Annotated in this window: 16 protein-coding genes and 1 pseudogene; 5 read left to right on the top strand and 12 right to left on the bottom strand. The window is 71.3% G+C overall.

Annotated elements, in window-relative coordinates; genetic code table 11:
* The first annotated feature begins 7 nt into the window (after nt 1-7).
* On the top strand, nt 8-907 hold the full coding sequence (locus ACFWBF_RS29410; RefSeq protein ID WP_385607217.1) for a hypothetical protein: 900 nt from the start codon (nt 8-10) through the stop codon (nt 905-907).
* Between the two features lie 151 nt (nt 908-1,058).
* The gene (locus ACFWBF_RS29405) at nt 1,059-2,561 is read left to right on the top strand and encodes a cellulose binding domain-containing protein (RefSeq protein ID WP_385607215.1); all 1,503 of its coding nucleotides are present in this window, start codon (nt 1,059-1,061) and stop codon (nt 2,559-2,561) included.
* 161 nt (nt 2,562-2,722) lie between these two features.
* On the opposite strand, the gene ACFWBF_RS29400 is transcribed toward ACFWBF_RS29405, so the two are convergent.
* Genes ACFWBF_RS29400 through ACFWBF_RS29390 form a run of 3 tightly spaced genes read right to left on the bottom strand, consistent with a single transcriptional unit; the run spans nt 2,723 to nt 4,499 of the window.
* Nucleotides 2,723-2,956 carry a hypothetical protein gene (locus ACFWBF_RS29400; protein WP_385607213.1) on the bottom strand — a complete coding sequence of 78 codons (234 nt, stop codon included), beginning with the start codon at nt 2,954-2,956 and terminating at the stop codon, nt 2,723-2,725.
* 23 nt (nt 2,957-2,979) lie between these two features.
* Entirely contained in the window at nt 2,980-3,999 is a 1,020-nt protein-coding gene (locus ACFWBF_RS29395; protein WP_385607211.1) for a cation diffusion facilitator family transporter, read from the bottom strand.
* Nucleotides 3,996-4,499 carry a hemerythrin domain-containing protein gene (locus tag ACFWBF_RS29390; RefSeq protein ID WP_385607209.1) on the bottom strand — a complete coding sequence of 168 codons (504 nt, stop codon included), beginning with the start codon at nt 4,497-4,499 and terminating at the stop codon, nt 3,996-3,998. The genes ACFWBF_RS29395 and ACFWBF_RS29390 overlap by 4 nt, the downstream gene beginning before the upstream one ends.
* Nucleotides 4,500-4,660: 161 nt before the next feature.
* Between ACFWBF_RS29390 and ACFWBF_RS29385 the strand changes: the two genes are divergently transcribed.
* The 3 genes from ACFWBF_RS29385 to ACFWBF_RS29375 are packed head-to-tail and all read left to right on the top strand — an operon-like array spanning nt 4,661 to nt 6,340.
* Nucleotides 4,661-5,203 carry a hypothetical protein gene (locus tag ACFWBF_RS29385; protein WP_385607207.1) on the top strand — a complete coding sequence of 181 codons (543 nt, stop codon included), beginning with the start codon at nt 4,661-4,663 and terminating at the stop codon, nt 5,201-5,203.
* A gap of 1 nt (nt 5,204) precedes the next feature.
* Nucleotides 5,205-5,789, top strand: coding sequence for a hypothetical protein (locus ACFWBF_RS29380; RefSeq protein ID WP_385607205.1), 585 nt, complete (start codon nt 5,205-5,207; stop codon nt 5,787-5,789).
* Nucleotides 5,790-5,842: 53 nt separating this feature from the next.
* Nucleotides 5,843-6,340 carry a flavin reductase family protein gene (locus ACFWBF_RS29375; protein ID WP_385607203.1) on the top strand — a complete coding sequence of 166 codons (498 nt, stop codon included), beginning with the start codon at nt 5,843-5,845 and terminating at the stop codon, nt 6,338-6,340.
* 325 nt (nt 6,341-6,665) lie between these two features.
* Here the strand turns inward: ACFWBF_RS29375 and ACFWBF_RS29370 are convergent, their stop codons facing one another.
* The 9 genes and pseudogenes from ACFWBF_RS29370 to ACFWBF_RS29330 form a co-directional block, all read right to left on the bottom strand.
* Nucleotides 6,666-8,132 carry an MFS transporter gene (locus ACFWBF_RS29370; RefSeq protein WP_385607201.1) on the bottom strand — a complete coding sequence of 489 codons (1,467 nt, stop codon included), beginning with the start codon at nt 8,130-8,132 and terminating at the stop codon, nt 6,666-6,668.
* Between the two features lie 39 nt (nt 8,133-8,171).
* Complete coding sequence (locus ACFWBF_RS29365; RefSeq protein ID WP_385607199.1) at nt 8,172-8,657, bottom strand: DUF6328 family protein; 486 nt, start codon at nt 8,655-8,657, stop codon at nt 8,172-8,174.
* Between the two features lie 101 nt (nt 8,658-8,758).
* Nucleotides 8,759-10,486: a thiamine pyrophosphate-dependent enzyme gene (locus ACFWBF_RS29360; protein ID WP_385607197.1), complete on the bottom strand. Its 1,728-nt coding sequence runs from the start codon at nt 10,484-10,486 to the stop codon at nt 8,759-8,761.
* A gap of 49 nt (nt 10,487-10,535) precedes the next feature.
* Nucleotides 10,536-12,119 (bottom strand): FMN-binding glutamate synthase family protein, encoded by a 1,584-nt coding sequence (locus tag ACFWBF_RS29355; protein WP_385607195.1) that lies wholly within the window; start codon nt 12,117-12,119, stop codon nt 10,536-10,538.
* A gap of 82 nt (nt 12,120-12,201) precedes the next feature.
* On the bottom strand, nt 12,202-12,570 hold the full coding sequence (locus ACFWBF_RS29350; RefSeq protein WP_385607193.1) for a PRC-barrel domain containing protein: 369 nt from the start codon (nt 12,568-12,570) through the stop codon (nt 12,202-12,204).
* 132 nt (nt 12,571-12,702) lie between these two features.
* Nucleotides 12,703-13,374, bottom strand: a complete 672-nt coding sequence (locus tag ACFWBF_RS29345) for an HAD family hydrolase (protein ID WP_385607191.1) — start codon at nt 13,372-13,374, stop codon at nt 12,703-12,705.
* 13 nt (nt 13,375-13,387) lie between these two features.
* Complete coding sequence (locus ACFWBF_RS29340; RefSeq protein ID WP_385607189.1) at nt 13,388-14,353, bottom strand: LLM class F420-dependent oxidoreductase; 966 nt, start codon at nt 14,351-14,353, stop codon at nt 13,388-13,390.
* Nucleotides 14,354-14,449: 96 nt separating this feature from the next.
* Complete coding sequence (locus ACFWBF_RS29335) at nt 14,450-14,800, bottom strand: hypothetical protein (RefSeq protein ID WP_385607246.1); 351 nt, start codon at nt 14,798-14,800, stop codon at nt 14,450-14,452.
* A gap of 75 nt (nt 14,801-14,875) precedes the next feature.
* Nucleotides 14,876-15,304 (bottom strand): annotated as a pseudogene (locus tag ACFWBF_RS29330) (FAD-dependent oxidoreductase); the annotation flags it as partial.
* Nucleotides 15,305-15,352: the final 48 nt, after the last annotated feature.

Raw genomic sequence — 15,352 nt, 5'->3', positions numbered from 1 at the left:
AGCCGCCATGGCTGTACAGGAACGTCTTCCCGCCGGCACGATCCTGCTCTCCGACTCCCAAGCGTTCGGCTGCGCCGGTGCGGTGTTCCGCGTGGACCCGGTGACCGGTGAACAGAGGGCGCTCTCCACGGCCGGCGACCTCCAGGGAGCGACCGGGATCGCCATCGAGGCCGACGGCAGTGTCCTGGTGAGCAAGGACCGGTTCTTTCCCGGTACCGGCGCACTGCTCCGACTGCCCGCGGGGACCGGGACGCAGACGGAGGTGACCTCCGGCGGGAAGTTCACCTCCCCGGGCGATGTGGCCGTGGAGGCCGACGGCCACATCCTGGTCGTCGACGGCTTCGCCGCCGGTTCCGGCGCCGTGATCCGCATCCACCCCGTCACGGGTGACCAGGTGGTCCTGGCGCTGGGCGAAGGCGTGGGCGATCCTCCGCCGAGGCCCGTCCGCCTGTGCGTGGCGCCGGACGGCACCGTGCTCGTCGTCGAGCAGGCCATGGCGGGAGGCGCGGACCTCTCGGCCCGGGTGGTGCGCATCGACCCGGTCAGCGGCGCCCGTACGACGGTGACCTCCGGCGGTGAGTTGCGCAGCCCGATCGGGGTGGCGGTCGACGGCGGCGGCGGCATCCTCGTGGCCGACGCCAACGCCTTCCCGGGCTTCGGTGGTGGAGTGATCAAGGTGGATCCGGTGAGCGGGGCCCAGACCACCGTGGCCTCCGGGGGCGCGTTCGTCGCCCCGCAGGCGCTGGCGATCGAGGCGGACGGCAGCATCCTGATCACGGACAACGAGGCGTTGAACGGCGTGGGCACCCTGTTTCGGGTGAACCCCTCGACCGGCGCGCAGCAAGTGCTCGCCTCGGGCGGGGACTTCAAACGCCTCACCGGGGTGGCGGTCGTACCGGCGGCCTGAGGCGGGTCAGCCGCCCTTAACCCTTTCCGATCACTTCCTTAAGCGGAACCTAAGGCTCACTCCCCGCGCCCTGAAACGAACAAATGTCCGTTCCAGGGCGGCTAGCGTGCTGCCGCACCCCAACCCCCGGCAATGCAGAGGCAGGCACGCGATGGGCAGCACGACCAGTCACCGGCGCAGGGCGAGTACGAAGACGAAGGCCGCGGGCGCGGTCGCGGCGGCGGCGGTGATCGCGGGCGCGGCGTTCGCCTTCACGGGCACCGCGCAGGCCGCCTCCGTGGGAGCGGTGTACACGAAGGCCAGCTCCTGGACCGGCGGATACACCGGCCAGTACGTGATCACCAACAACACCACGCACGCGCAGTCGGGTTGGACCCTCGAATTCGACCTGCCGGCCGGCACGAAGATCGACTCCCTGTGGAACGGCACCCACACGGCCAACGGGCAGCACGTCACCGTCAAGCCGGCGGCATGGAACAAGGAACTGGCCCCCGGCGCCTCGGTCACGGTCGGCTTCGTGGCGAGCGGGACCGGCAGCCCCGGCAACCCGACGGCCTGTCGTATCAACGCGTCCAAGTGCTCGGTGGACCAGGGCGCGACGCCCCCGCCCGGCGGCCGCCCCACCGTCACCCCGACGGCGGCCCCGAGCACGGGCGCTCCCGCGACGTCCGCGCCCACCGCGCAGCCGACCCGGACCGCGTCCCCTTCGGCCTCCGCCTCGGCCACCGCCACTGCGCCGCCGGGCACCGGCGCCCCGGCAGGCGCGGCGCGTTTCGCCCCGTACGTGGACACCTCCCTGTACCCCGCCTACGACCTGGTCGACACCGCGGACAAGACCGGCGTGAAGGAGTTCCACCTCGCCTTCGTCACCTCCGGCGGCGGCTGCGCCCCGATGTGGGGCGGCGTCACCGACCTCGCGAGCGACAAGGTCGCCGCGCAGATCGGGGCCCTGCGGGCGAAGGGCGGCGACGTACGGGTCTCCTTCGGCGGAGCGGCGGGGCGCGAGCTGGCCCTGAACTGCGCGACCGCGGACCAACTGGCCGCCGCGTACGGCAAGGTCGTCGACCAGTACCGGCTCACCAAGGTCGACTTCGACATCGAGGGTGCGGCGCTGCCCGACACCGCGGCCAACACCCGCCGCGCGCAGGCCATAGCGGCGCTGCAGAAGTCGCACCCGGGCCTGGACGTGGCGTTCACCCTCCCCGTGATGCCGGAGGGCCTCACCCAGCCGGGCGTGGCCCTGCTGGCCGACGCGAAGCGGGCGGGGGTGCGGGTCGACGGCGTCAACATCATGGCGATGGACTACGGGCCCGCGTACGGCGGCGACATGGGCCAGTACGCGATCCAGGCGGCGACGGCCACGCAAGCGCAGGTCAAGGGGGTGCTCGGGCTCTCCGACGCGGCGGCCTGGAAGGCGGTCGCCGTCACGCCGATGATCGGCGTGAACGACGTCGCGAGCGAGACCTTCACCGTCGCCGACGCGTCCCAGCTCGTGGACTTCGCGAAGTCGAAGGGGATCGGCCGGCTGGCGATGTGGTCCGCGGCCCGCGACCGGCAGTGCCCGGCGGGCGCTGTGAACTACGCCGACCCGACGTGCAGTTCCGTCCTCCAGCAGCCCCTGGCCTTCACGAAGGCCTTCGCCGCCCTCCGCTAGAGCGGCTTGCGGGCCGGGCCGCCCAGCGGGTGGGCCCGCCCCGGCGCCGCCGGGGCGCAGTGCGAGGGGGGCGACCCGGTTACCTCGGCGAAGTGACCCGTTTCTACACCCACCAGGCCAACCCCGCCCTGGTCGACGCCTTCATCCAGGGGATGGGCCTGTCAGTGATCCTTGCCGTTCGACGGCCGCGGGCGGTCCGGGCTGTCTTGTTCCTCCCGGCCGGTACCCGGGCGCTGCCGCTTGGCCGTGTGGCCGCCGGCGTCCGCGTCGCCGTCGCCCGCACGCCGCACCACGGCGTCGTCCGCCTGCTGCCGTGCCTCGCGGTCGCCGCTCTCGCCCACTGCCTCGGACGGGGTGGTACGCGGGTGACGCCGTGACTTCTCGTGAGCCGTCATCTCGTCCTCCTTCGGACAATTCATCAGGGGTGTCCGTCGGCGGCGGCGCCCCGTCGGGTCGCCGCCGCGTCCGTTACGTCGAGGAATACCTGATCCAGCTCGTGCCAGCGACCGCGGACCTCGCGCCGGATCCGCACCATCGCGTTCTCCACGGTCTCACTGTCGTAGCCCGGAGTCAGGTCGATGCGCGCGGCCGCCATGACCGAGTCGGGCCCCAGCCGCATGGTCAGCAACGCGGTGACCGTGTCGATCTCCGGCTGCCGCACCAGGAACTCGCGCACCTCTCGCTGGACGCCGGGATCGGCCGCCTCGCCGACCAGCTGCACCCGGGCCGCACGGCCGAGCGTGTACGCCACGTAGACGAGCAGGACTCCGATGAGGATGGAGGCGCACGCCTCGTACGCGATCTCCCCGGTCACCATGTGCAGGGCGATGCCGGCGATGGCCAGGAGGACACCGGCGCAGGCGGTGCTGTCCTCGGCCAGCACGGTCCGCAGGGCCGGGTCGCGGCCGGCCCGGACCTCGGCCGCCATGCTCCGCCCGCCGGCCCGCGCCGCGCGGCGGACCTGGAGCAGTGCCCTGGCGAGCGAGGCCCCCTCGGCAGCCAGCGCGACGACGAGGACGACCAGGCCGATGACGTATCCGTGGCGGGATTCGGACCCGCCGGAGCGCAACGCCTCGATGCCCTGGAAGACCGAGAAGCAGCCGCCGGTGACGAAGATGCCTACGGCCGCGAGGAGGGACCAGAAGAAGCGCTCCATGCCGTAGCCGAAGGGGTGGCGGGCGTCCGCGGGGCGCCGGCTGCGCTTGAGGGAGGCCAGCAGGAAGACCTCGTTGAGGCTGTCCGCGATCGAGTGGGCCGCCTCCGACAAAAGCGCCGGGGAGGCCGCCACGACCCCTCCGATGCCCTTGGCCACGCAGATGACGAGATTGGCGGCGAGGGCCACCCACACGGTCCTGCGCGTCTCGCCGTCCCGGCCGGCGCCGCCCGACGGGCGGTCCGGCTCCTGTGCGGCCCCCGCCACCTCTGCGGTCGCCGTCATCCCCGTACGACTGCGCGCACGTTCTCGATGCTGCCGCAGTCGGCGGCGAGCTGCCGTTCCCGCTCCCGCAGGAACGCCGCCCCGAGCTCGGCCCTGCGCTCGTCGGGGACGTTCTCCCGGGCGTCGTTCAGGATCGTCCGTTCCTCCTCGTCGAGGTGGTGGGAGACCGCCTTGGCCAGGGCCTCCAGGCGCTCGTCCCACTCGTCGGAGCCCACCTCGGACACTTCGAGCAGCGCGAGGAGCGCCTCGTTGCCCTCGGCGTGCTCCTCGGCGCCGTGCTCGACCTCTTCGTTGTCGACGTCCTTGAACCTCTTCAGGGCGCCGTAGACCTCGGTTTCCTCGGCCTCGCCGTGCGCGATGAGGAGGGCGGAGAACTTCGCGCGGGCGTCCGCCCGGTCCGCCTCCACACTGCGCATCCGGCGAAACAGGTCCTCCATGGTGCGGTGGTCCTTGAGGATCACGGCGACGACGTCCTGGTTCTCCTGCTTGTCCGCGGCCATGCCACGTCCCTCCTGCTCTCGGGTCTGCTGCACAGGGCGCCTGCTCGATGGCGGTGAGTTCAAACCCCGGGGTGTGCGGGGCCGCCCGTACGGGTTTCCCCGGCGCCCACGGGGGCAGCCGCGTCAACGGGTACGAAGAGCCCCCCGGACGGAGGCCAGAGATGTCAACCAATTCGCTGATAGCCGTCATCGTCGTGGCGGCGGTGGTGGTGCTCGCGCTCACGGCACTGCTGTGGACCCTGGCCCGACGTCGCCACCTGCGTGAACGGTTCGGGCCGGAGTACGAGCGCACGGTCGAGGAAGAGGGCGACAAGCGCTCCGCCGAGCGGGAACTGCGTGCCCGTGAGGAGCGGCACGACCAGCTCGACATCAAGGAGCTGTCGCCCGAGCGCAGGCACGAGTACGCGGACGAGTGGTCCGGCGTGCAGCAGCAGTTCGTGGACCAGCCGGAACGGTGCGTCGCCGAGGCCGACGAGCTGGTGACCCGGCTGATGGGTGAGCGCGGCTATCCCACCGACGGGTACCAGGGGCAGGTGCGGGACCTCTCGGTGGAGCACGGCAGCACGCTGGAGCACTACCGGGCCGCCCACGCGGCCAAGGTGCGCAGCGGTGCGGGAGAGGCGACGACAGAGGAGCTGCGCGGGGCGATGGTGCACTACCGCACCCTGTTCGAGGCGCTGCTCTCCGACCAGAGGAGCCGATGACATGCAGAACCACGAGGAGCAGGAGGGGCGGGCGACCGAGCCTGTCCCGACGACGGAGGACATCGCACACCCCGCGTCGCGGACCGGGGACCGGGACCCGGCCGTCTACCCGGGCGAGGCCACGGGCGAGCGGCACGAGGTGACGCAGACCGGCGACGCCATGGACAGCCAAGACGCCATGGAGACCAGGAGCGCCATGGACAGCGGCGAGGACATGGACACCGGCGAGGAGAGGGACACCGGCGACGCGACGGAAGAAACCTTCGCGGACCGGCCCGCCCGGGACGCGGCCCCGGGTCGAGGATCCGAGGACGAGGAGGAACCGCTGCTGGACGCCGCGGAGGCGGAGCGCTACCGCACCACGTGGAGCGAGATCCAGGGCCGGTTCGTGGACGACCCGCAGGAGGCGGTCCGGGCCGCGGACACTCTGGTGGCGGAGGTCATGCAGACGTTCGCCGGCACCCTTTCGGAACACCGGAGCGGGCTGGAGAAGCAGTGGGACCGCGGTGAACAGGTGGCCACCGAGGACCTGAGGCAGGCCCTGCGGGCCTACCGCTCGCTGATCAACCGGCTGCTCGACACCTGAGCGCGCGATAGCGTTGCCCAGGACGCGCACGCCATAGAGGCAGGGGCCTGATCGTGGGAGAGCTGGACGCGTTCACCGACGTACTCGACTATCCGATGTATCTGGTGACGGCGGCGGCCGGGAACGAGCGGGCCGGCTGCCTGGTGGGCTTCGCCTCCCAGTGCTCGATCGATCCGCCGCGCTTCATGGTGTGGCTCTCCAAGGCCAACCGTACGTACCGGATCGCACGCGACGCGTCCCACCTCGCGGTGCACGCGCTGCGGGGCGATCAGAAGGACGCGGCGGAACTCTTCGGCAGCCGGTCCGGGGACGACATCGACAAATTCGAGCACATCGCCTGGCGGTGGCCGGCCGACCCGGACCGCGGGGCCGCTCCGGTTCTGGAGGACGCCTGCGCCTGGTTCCTCGGCCGGGTCGAGGGACAGGTCGACGGCGGGGACCACGTCGGATTCCTGCTCTCGCCCGTCGAGCAGAGCCCTCCCGGCCGGGTACGGCCACCGCTGCTGCTCCTCAGCGACGTCCTGGACCTCTCGCCGGGCCACCCGGCCTGAGGTCCATGACGCCGCTCCCCTCGGTGCTCCCCTCAGTCAGGGGGTTCCGGCACCACGGGCCGCTCGCTGGGCGAGGGCTGGTCGGGAGCCGGACGGGGGTCATGGGGTTTGGGAGCGGGAGCCGCGGGCTGCGGATCGCGGGGTACCGGATCCGGCTTCCTCGGCGTGGGCCCGGGGCCATCGGGTTGCGGTTCGCTGGTCCGGTCCATGTGGGTCACCTCGCGGTTCATCGGCTCGGGGGTTCACTGGCGTACGGGGCGAGGCGGGGGCAGGAGCCGTTCCCGTCGCGCCCCCGTGCTACGCGCCTGCCCCGCCGAACGTGGCCTCAAGCAGGGTCGGCGGAGGACCGGGCGGAGAGCGGGGTGGCGATCTGTTCCAGGGACCGGCCCTCGGCGGCGACGGCGTAGAAGACGGCCACCAGTCCGGCCGCCACCATCAGCGCGGCGCCGACGCAGAAGGCGAGCACCGCGTCGGACACCACCCCGGTGGAGGTCAGGTTCGCGAAGAGCAGGGGGCCCGAGATGCCGCCCGCCGCCGTGCCGACGGCGTAGAAGAAGGCGATCGCCATCGCCCGGGTCTCCATCGGGAAGATCTCGCTGACGGTCAGGTAGGCCGAGCTGGCTCCCGCCGAGGCGAAGAAGAGCACGACACACCAGCAGGCGGTCATGGTCACGGCATTCAGCCGGCCGGCGCCGAAGAGCCATGCGGTGGCGAAGAGCAGCACGCCGGAGAGCATGTACGTGCCCGCGATCATCGGCCGGCGCCCGACGGTGTCGAACAGGCGCCCCAGCAGGAGCGGGCCGAGGAAGTTCAAGAAGGCCACGACGGCGAAGTAGTAGCCGGTCACCCCGCTGGAGACGTGGAAGAAGGTGACGAGGATGGAACCGAAGCCGAAGGTGATCGCGTTGTACAGGAAGGCCTGTCCGACGAAGAGGGACAGGCCGAGGACGGCCCGGCGCGGATAGGAGCGGAACACCGTCCTCGCGATCTCGCCGAAGCCGGTGCTGTGGCGCTGGGTGACCGTGATGCCCTGCTCCGGATCGGGCAGCCGCAGGTCCTTCTCCGCTTCGACCTGCCGCTCCACGTCCGAGACCAGCGCCTCCGCCTCCTCGGCCCGGCCGTGGATCATCATCCAGCGGGGGCTTTCGGGCACGTGGCGCCGCACCAGCAGGATGACCAGGCCGAGCACGACCCCCAGGCCGAACGTCAGCCGCCAGCCCACCGATTCCGGGAAGATCTCGGTGTTCAGGGCGACGACCGACAGGAGGGCGCCCGCGACGGCGCCGATCCAGAAGCTTCCGTTGATGATGAGGTCGACACGGCCGCGGAACCTGCTCGGGATCAGTTCGTCGATCGCCGAGTTGATGGCGGCGTACTCGCCGCCGATGCCGAAGCCGGTGAGGAAGCGGAAGAGGAAGAACCACCAGGCGGAGAAGGACACGGCCGTCAGCGCCGTCGCCGCCAGGTAGACGCCGAGCGTGATCATGAACAGCTTTTTGCGCCCGTACAGGTCGGTGAGCCGGCCGAAGAACAGCGCTCCCGCGCAGGCACCCGCCACGTACAGGGCGGCCGCCGTCCCCGTGACCTGGGTGTCGGTGATCGCGAGTCCGCTGCCGTCTTCGGAGATCCGGCTCGCGATGCTGCCCACGACGGTGACTTCGAGGCCGTCCAGGATCCATACCGTGCCCAGCCCGATCACGATCATCCAGTGCCACCGGGACCAGGGCAGCCGGTCCAACCGCGCCGGCACTTTAGTAGTAATGGTCTGCGCCTGCTCCATGGGTTGCGACATGCTGCCGCGTTTTCCCGGACGCCCTCGACGCAAACTCGGTCAGTATTCGGCGGTGTAGCGGATCCGCGCCCACAGGGGCAGCGCGAACCAGCACAGCAGGTACCAGGCCAGTACGCCTCCCACGAGCCACGGCGCGAGGGCGTTGTGGGTCGCGACCCGCAGCACGAGGAAGAGGGCCGCGGTACAGGTGGCCAGCAGCAGGACGAGGCCCGTGAAGGTCAGGCGCGCGGCCCACGCGACGGCCTCGGGTTTGATCCGTCGGCCCGAGACGATGCGGTGGAAGGCGACGGGGCCGATGAGCGCGCCCGTCGCGAGCGAGCCCAGCACCACGGTCACGATGTAGATCGTCTTGTCGGTCTGCGCGAGTCCGTGGAAGGTGGGCGTGAAGGCGACCGTGAGCAGGAAGCCGAAGAGGATCTGGACTCCGGTCTGGGCGACGCGGATCTCCTGGATGAGCTCCTGCCACTGCCGGTCCGCGCGTTCCTCCACGGTCTCGTCCCGTCCGGCCCCGCTGACATCCGGCATGACGCCTCCCTGGCACGTCGTCCCGTACGGCCGCACCTGCCCCGGGGCGGCCGCCTCATGCTCCGGAGCCCGCCGCGCACCGGGCACGGCGGGCGCACCGGTCAGCCCTCCCGGCTCGGAAGGATCTCCTTGACCTTGGCGATGGCGAAGCCCCACCCCTGGCTCACGGTCGGCTTTCCGGGCACGGCCACCTCCTGCGGGTTGGTCAGGACGTCCAGCAGGACCGGGCCGGGGGTTTCCAGCGCCCTGCGGACGCTGTCGTGGAGCTCGGCCGGGTCGGTGACGCGGATGCCGGTGAGGCCGAGTGCGGTGGCGACCGCGGCGAAGTCGGGGTTGTCGAGTTCCGTGCCGAACTCGGGCAGGCCGGCCTGCTCCTGTTCGAGTTTGACCATGCCCAGGCGGCGGTTGTCGAAGACGACGAGCTTCACCGGCAGCCGGTGCGTCTTGATCGTCATGAGGTCGCCGAGCAGCATGCTCAGGCCGCCGTCGCCGCAGAAGGCGACGATCTGGCGGTCGGGCGCCCAGAGCTGTGCCCCGAGGGCCTGGGGCATGGCGTTGGCCATCGATCCGAGGTTGTACGAGCCGATCAGGCGCCGGCTGCCGCGCATGGTGACGAAGCGGGAGAGCCAGACGGTGGCCATGCCGGTGTCGGAGGTGAAGACGGCGTCGTCGGCGGCGTACGCGTCCACTGCGGCGGCCAGGGCTTCGGGGCGGATCTCGTGGTCCCTGTTGTCCAGTGCCGCCCGCAGCTTGCCGGTCCAGCGGCCCTCGTGGGCCGGGTCGGCCAGGCGCTGCTGTCCTTCCTGCCAGTGCGCGAAACGATCGCGCGCATCCTCCAGGTGGGACCGGTCCGGTGCCTCCTCCAGGAGCGGCAGCAGGGCCCTCAGCGTCGCCCCCACGTCCCCGGCCAGCCCCACGTCCACGGGCACCCGGCGTCCCAGGTGCTCCTCGCGGGTGTCGATCTGGACCACCTTGCAGCCCTTCGGGTACCAGTCGCGGTAGGGGAAGTCCGTGCCCAGCATGAGGAGCGCGTCGCCGTGTTCGAGCGCGTGGGAGGCCGCGGGGTTGCCGATGAGGCCGGTCTGCCCCACCTGGAAGGCGTTGTCTTCCTCGAAGCCCTCCTTCGCCTTGAGGGTGAGCACCATGGGGGCGGCGAGCAGCTCTGCGGTACGCAGCACCTCGGTGCGGGCGTCGCGGGCTCCGCGGCCCACGAGCAGGGTGACGCGGGGGGCGCTGTTCAGGAGTTCGGCGGCCTCGGCGAGGGCGGGGTCGTCGGGGCGGGTTACGGCGCGGTCGAGGGCGAAGCGGGCGGGACGGTCCTCGCCCAGCTCCTGGTCACCGAGGTCTCCGGGCACGGTCAGGACGGCCACTCCGCCTTGGCTGACGGCGGCGCGTACGGCGGACTCCAGCATGCGGGGCATCTGGTCCGGGGAGGTGACGGTGGCACGGTAGACGGCCACGTCCCGGAAGAGCAGGTCGTTGTCGACTTCCTGGAAGTAGTCGCTGCCGATCTCGGCAAGGGGCACCTGCCCGCAGATCGCGAGCACCGGTGTGCGGCTCTTGGCCGCGTCGTAGAGCCCGTTGAGGAGGTGTACGGAGCCCGGTCCCACCGTACCCATGCACACCCCGAGGGTGCCCGAGAGCTGGGACTGCGCTCCGGCGGCGAAGGCCGCCGCCTCCTCGTGCCGGCAGCCGACCCAGTCCACGTCGTCCGTGGTGCGGATCGCGTCGGTCAGCGGGTTCAGGGCGTCTCCGACGACTCCGAAGACGTGCTGGACGCCCAGTTCCTTGAGTGCCTCGACGATGACTTGGGCGACGGTGCGTGCCACGGGAAGTGCCTTTCGGTCCGGTGCGGCCCCCTCGGTGCGGGTGCCTGGTTCAGTGGGTGAAGCGGTCCGGGTCGGCCGCCCGCCAGTCGGATGCCCAGTCGGCGGGCGCCGATGCGAGCAGTTGTCCGGGGGTGAGCCAGGTGTGGAGTTCGGCGTAGGAGCGCACGGTGTGCGGGTCCACCCGCTGGAGGAGCATGTGGGGTCGCAGCCCGCGCGGGTCGTCGACTCCCATCGACGCCATGATCTGCAGGGCGCTCTTGACCGTGGCCTGCTGGTAGCGCCGTACGCGCTGCGACTTGTCGGGGACGTCGAGGGCGCGGGCGCGCCGCTCGTCCTGGGTGGCGACCCCGACGGGACAGGTGTTGGTGTGGCAGCGCTGGGCCTGGATGCAGCCGATCGCGAACATCATGGCGCGGGCGGCGTTGGTGTAGTCGGCTCCCTGGAGCAGGCGTTTGACGAGGTCGCTGCCGGTGGCGACCTTGCCGCCGGCCCCGATCCGGATGCGGTCGCGCAGCCCGGCGCCCACGAGGGCGTTGTGCACGGTCATCAGACCCTCGCCGAGCGGCAGGCCGACATTGTCCGCGAACTCCAGCGGCGCCGCGCCCGTACCGCCCTCCGCACCGTCGACGACGATGAAGTCCGGTGTGCTGCCCTCCTCCAGCATGGCCTTGCACACGGCGAGGAACTGGCGGCGCGATCCGACGCACAGCTTGAACCCGACGGGCTTGCCGTCGGCGAGCTCGCGCATCCGGGCCAGGAAGCGCACCAGCTCGCGCGGTGTGGAGTACACGCGGTGGTAGGGCGGCGAAATGACGGTCCGCCCCTGCGGGACACCGCGGACCTTCGCGATCTCCGCGTTCACCTTGGCACCCGGCAGTACGCCTCCGATGCCGGGCTTGGCGCCCTGGCTGATCTTCAGCGACACGCACTTGACCTGCTCGTGGGCCGCCTTCTCGGCGAACTGCCGCTCGTCGAAGTTGCCGTCGTCCGTCCTGCAGCCGAAGTATCCGGTGCCGATCTCCCAGATCAGGTCCCCGCCCGGGCGCAGGTGGTGTTCCGACAGGCCGCCCTCGCCAGTGTCGTGGGCGAAGCCGCCCAGTTCCGCGCCGGTGTTGAGGGCGATGACGGCAGGGGCCGACAGCGAGCCGAAGCTCATCGCCGAGACGTTGAGCAGGGCCATGTCGTAGGGCCGGGTGCAGTCGGGGCCGCCGATCCGGACCCGGGGCGGGTCGGTGCGTACGGGCCGGGGAGCCATGGAGGGGACGAGGTATTCGCTGCCGGGCCGGTAGAGGTCGAGTTCGGTGCCGAACGGCTCCTCCGCCGCGGTGCCCTTGGCCCGCTCGTAGACGATGCTGCGGGTGTCGCGGTCGAAGGGACGGCCGTCGAAGTTCCGCTCGATGAAGTACTGCTGGAGCTCCGGCCGCAGCGCCTCCAGCGCGAAGCGGAGGTGTCCGAGCAGCGGGTAGTTCCGCAGCACGGAATGCCGCCGTTGCACGAGGTCGTGGACGGCCACCAGCGCGAGCAGGAGGAGGGGGACGGCCGCGGCCGACCACCAGGGCGAGACCAGGACGGCGGCGCCGGCGGCGGTCACCGCCAGCGAACCGAGGAGAGCTACAGCGAGTGATTTCAGCACATCGTGCTTGTGTCCCGAAGTCCGGCCGTCAATCAGCGGTGGGCCCGAACTCGGGGAGTTCGGGCCCACCGTCTCGAACCGGTCAGACGCGCGGGGGACCGAAGGGGTATCCGCTGCCGTAGTAGGTGGCGAGCTCCTCCCGGTACGTGGCGTCGCCGAGGTGCTTGTCCCGGTAGAACTCGGGGGCATCCTTGATCTGCTCCTTGGTTCGGTCGACGAAGATCCTCCGCGCCTCCGGGTCGATGCTGACGACGGTGCTCGCCGGCAGCATGACCTCCTTGCCGAAGATCCAGACCCCGGTGTCCACGACCAGGTAGGCGTCACCGACCTCGTCGGAGTGCTTGTCCACCTTGCCGATGCCGCCGTCGGTCGCCTCGACCTTGTAGCCGGTCAGCTCGGCACCGGCCAGGTGGCCCGAGGTCGACTTGTAACTCCACACATGCTCAGTCACGCGAAAACAACTCCTCCGGTCAACAGAGGACGGCAAAGGGATTGACTGCCTGTCCTCTTGTGTATGTCGTGCCGGCGGTTTCGCTGTCCGCCTGAACTCCGCCTGCCCCGCCCCGGGCCCTTCATTCACCGATCACGTGGCCGGCACCCGGGAGAACGGGCTGTCACCGAGGCGGGCCAGGAGGTCGGCCGGATCCCGGTAGACGGCGGCGGCTCCCGCGTCCTCCAGGTCCCCGCGGGGGATTCCGCCGCACAGCAGAGCGACACCGGCCACGCCGGCCCGGACCGCGGCCTTCATGTCCCAGACGGTGTCGCCGACGAACACCGCACGCCCCGGCGGTACTTGTACCAGCTCCAGGGCGTGGAGCAGCGGGTCGGGGGCGGGCTTGCCTCGCTCCACGTCGTCGGAGGTCGCGGTGTCGGTGATGGCGTCGTCGGCGTCGATGGCCCGGCGCAGGGCTCCCAGTTCGTTGTCCTTGGCGGAGGTGACGAGGAGGACCTTCCATCCGGCCCCCGCCAGGGTCCGCAGGAGGTCGGCAGCCGCGTGCAGGGCGGGGAGCCGGTCGAAGTACGTGGCGTAGAGGGTGTCGTGGGCGGCGCTCATCCGGTCGTCGCCGGTGCGGTCGCGGTTTTCGTCCAGGAGGTGGTCGAGGAGGTCTTCGCCGGGCAGGCCGACGGCCCGGTGGATGGCGTGCATGGGGACCTGGTGGCCGCCCTGGCGCAGCGCTTCCCACCAGGAGGTGACGTGGAGATGGTTGGTGTCCGTGAGGGTGCCGTCGACATCGAAGAGAGCGGCGCGGTTCATGTCGGTGGGGCCCTCACAGGTTCCGCAGGGCGGGCAGGAGTTTGGCCTCGGCCCATTCCAGGAAGGGTTGCTGCTGGTCGCCGCCGATCTGGACGAGGGCGACCTCGGTGAATCCCGCCTCCGCGTACGGGCGTACCGCCTCGACGACGGCGTCCACGTCGTCTCCGCACGGGATGGACTCGGCGACGTCCTCGGGCCGGGTGTGCTGCGCAGCCTGGTCGAAGCCGGCGGGGCCGGGGAGTTCCGCGTTGACCTTCCAGCCGCCGAGCGCCCAGCGGAACTGGGCGTGCGCGCGGGCCACGGCGGCGCCGCGGTCGGTGTCGTAGCAGACGGGGAGCTGACCGATGCGCGGTTTGCCCGCGCCGCCGTGCGCGTCGAACCCCTGCAGCAGCTCCGGCTTCGGCTCCGTGGCGATCACGAGGTCGCCGTACCTGCCGGCGATCTCGCAGGAGCGGGGCCCGGAGACGGCGATCCCGATCGGGGGCGGCTCGTCGGGGAGGTCCCAGAGCTTGGCGTTCTCGACGTCGAAGTGGGCGCCGTGGTGGTTCACGCTCTCCCCGGCGAACATGCGCCGGATGACGTCGGCGGCCTCCTCCAGCATGTCCAGGCGCACGTGGCCGGCCGGCCAGCCGCCACCCACGATGTGTTCGTTCAGGTTCTCCCCCGAGCCCAGCCCCAGGCGGAACCTGCCCTGGGAGAGGATCTGCATCGTCGCCGCCTTCTGCGCGACGACCGCGGGGTGGTAGCGGAAGGTCGGGCAGGTCACGAACGTCATGAGCGGGATCCGGGAGGTGGCCTGCGCCGCCGCGCCCAGGACGCTCCACGCGTAGGGCGCGTGGCCCTGGGATTCCAGCCAGGGGAAGGAGTGGTCGGAGATGACGGAGAAGTCGAATCCCGCTTTCTCCGCTCCCACCACGTGGGACACCAGCTCGCGCGGTCCGGCCTGCTCGGTCATCATCGTGTACCCGATTCGCACCATAGGGGGCGCTTTGCCGCGATCACGTCTCTCGAAACCCTTCGCGGAGCAGTAGCCCCCCGACGGCCCAGTGCCCGTGGCGCCGAACCCGCCCCGTCGTCACAGGTCGAGGTCGAGGAGCGCTTGCTCGACGAGCTCGGTGGGCGCCGGGTGGATCCAGTACGGGGACCTGGCGAGGGTGGTGGCGTCGATGCCCAGGGTCATCGCCAGGACGAGGGGCTGGATGAGGGCGGGGGCCTGCGGGCCCATGAGGTGGGCGCCGAGCAGACGGCCGGTGCCGCGTTCGGCGAGTACCTTGCAGAAGCCGGTGGTGTCCTCCAACGCCCAGCCGTAGGCGATGTCCGCGTACCGTGCCTCGCCGACCACGACGTCCAGGCCCCGGTCCCGGCAGTCCTGCCCGGTGGCACCGACCGAGGCGATCCGGGGGCGGGTGAAGACTGCCGCGGGCACCAGTTCGTGGTCGGCCGCGATCAGGTCGTCCGGGTGGCGGAGGTTGTGGGCGACGGCCTGCGCCTCGCGGTTGGCCACGTGCTTGAGCGGCACCGGCGTGCAGATGTCGCCGAGCGCGAAAACGCCGTCCGCGGTGGTGCGTTGGTACGCGTCGACGACGATGCGGCCGTCGTCCCGGGCGGCGACGCCCGCGGCGTCGAGGTTCAGGCGGTCGCTGTTGGGCACGCGCCCCACGGCGACCAGCAGCATGTCCGCCTCGACCGTCGAAGCGTCGTCGAGGCTCAGCCGCAGCTCGCCCGGCCGGCCGCCGACGGCGGTGACCTCCCGGCCGAGTCTGAGGTCGTAGCGGGAGCGGGCCAGTTCGGTGAAGCGTGCGGCGACCGTCTCGTCCTGGGGGCCGAGCAGGCGTTCCTCCTTCTCGACGATGACGACGGAGCTGCCGGCCGCGGCGAACACCTCTGCGAGCTCGGCCGCGATGTAGCCACCGCCGAGGACGGCTAGGCCGTGTTTTAGAACTCGCTGTCGGACCTCGCCTCAGGCGGTGATGATCAC

It is taken from the genome of Streptomyces sp. NPDC060028, assembly GCF_042736725.1.
In the GTDB taxonomy this organism is placed as follows: Bacteria; Actinomycetota; Actinomycetes; order Streptomycetales; family Streptomycetaceae; genus Streptomyces.
Note: the sequence above shows the minus strand (reverse complement) of the source record. Positions and strands in the feature narration are given on the sequence as shown.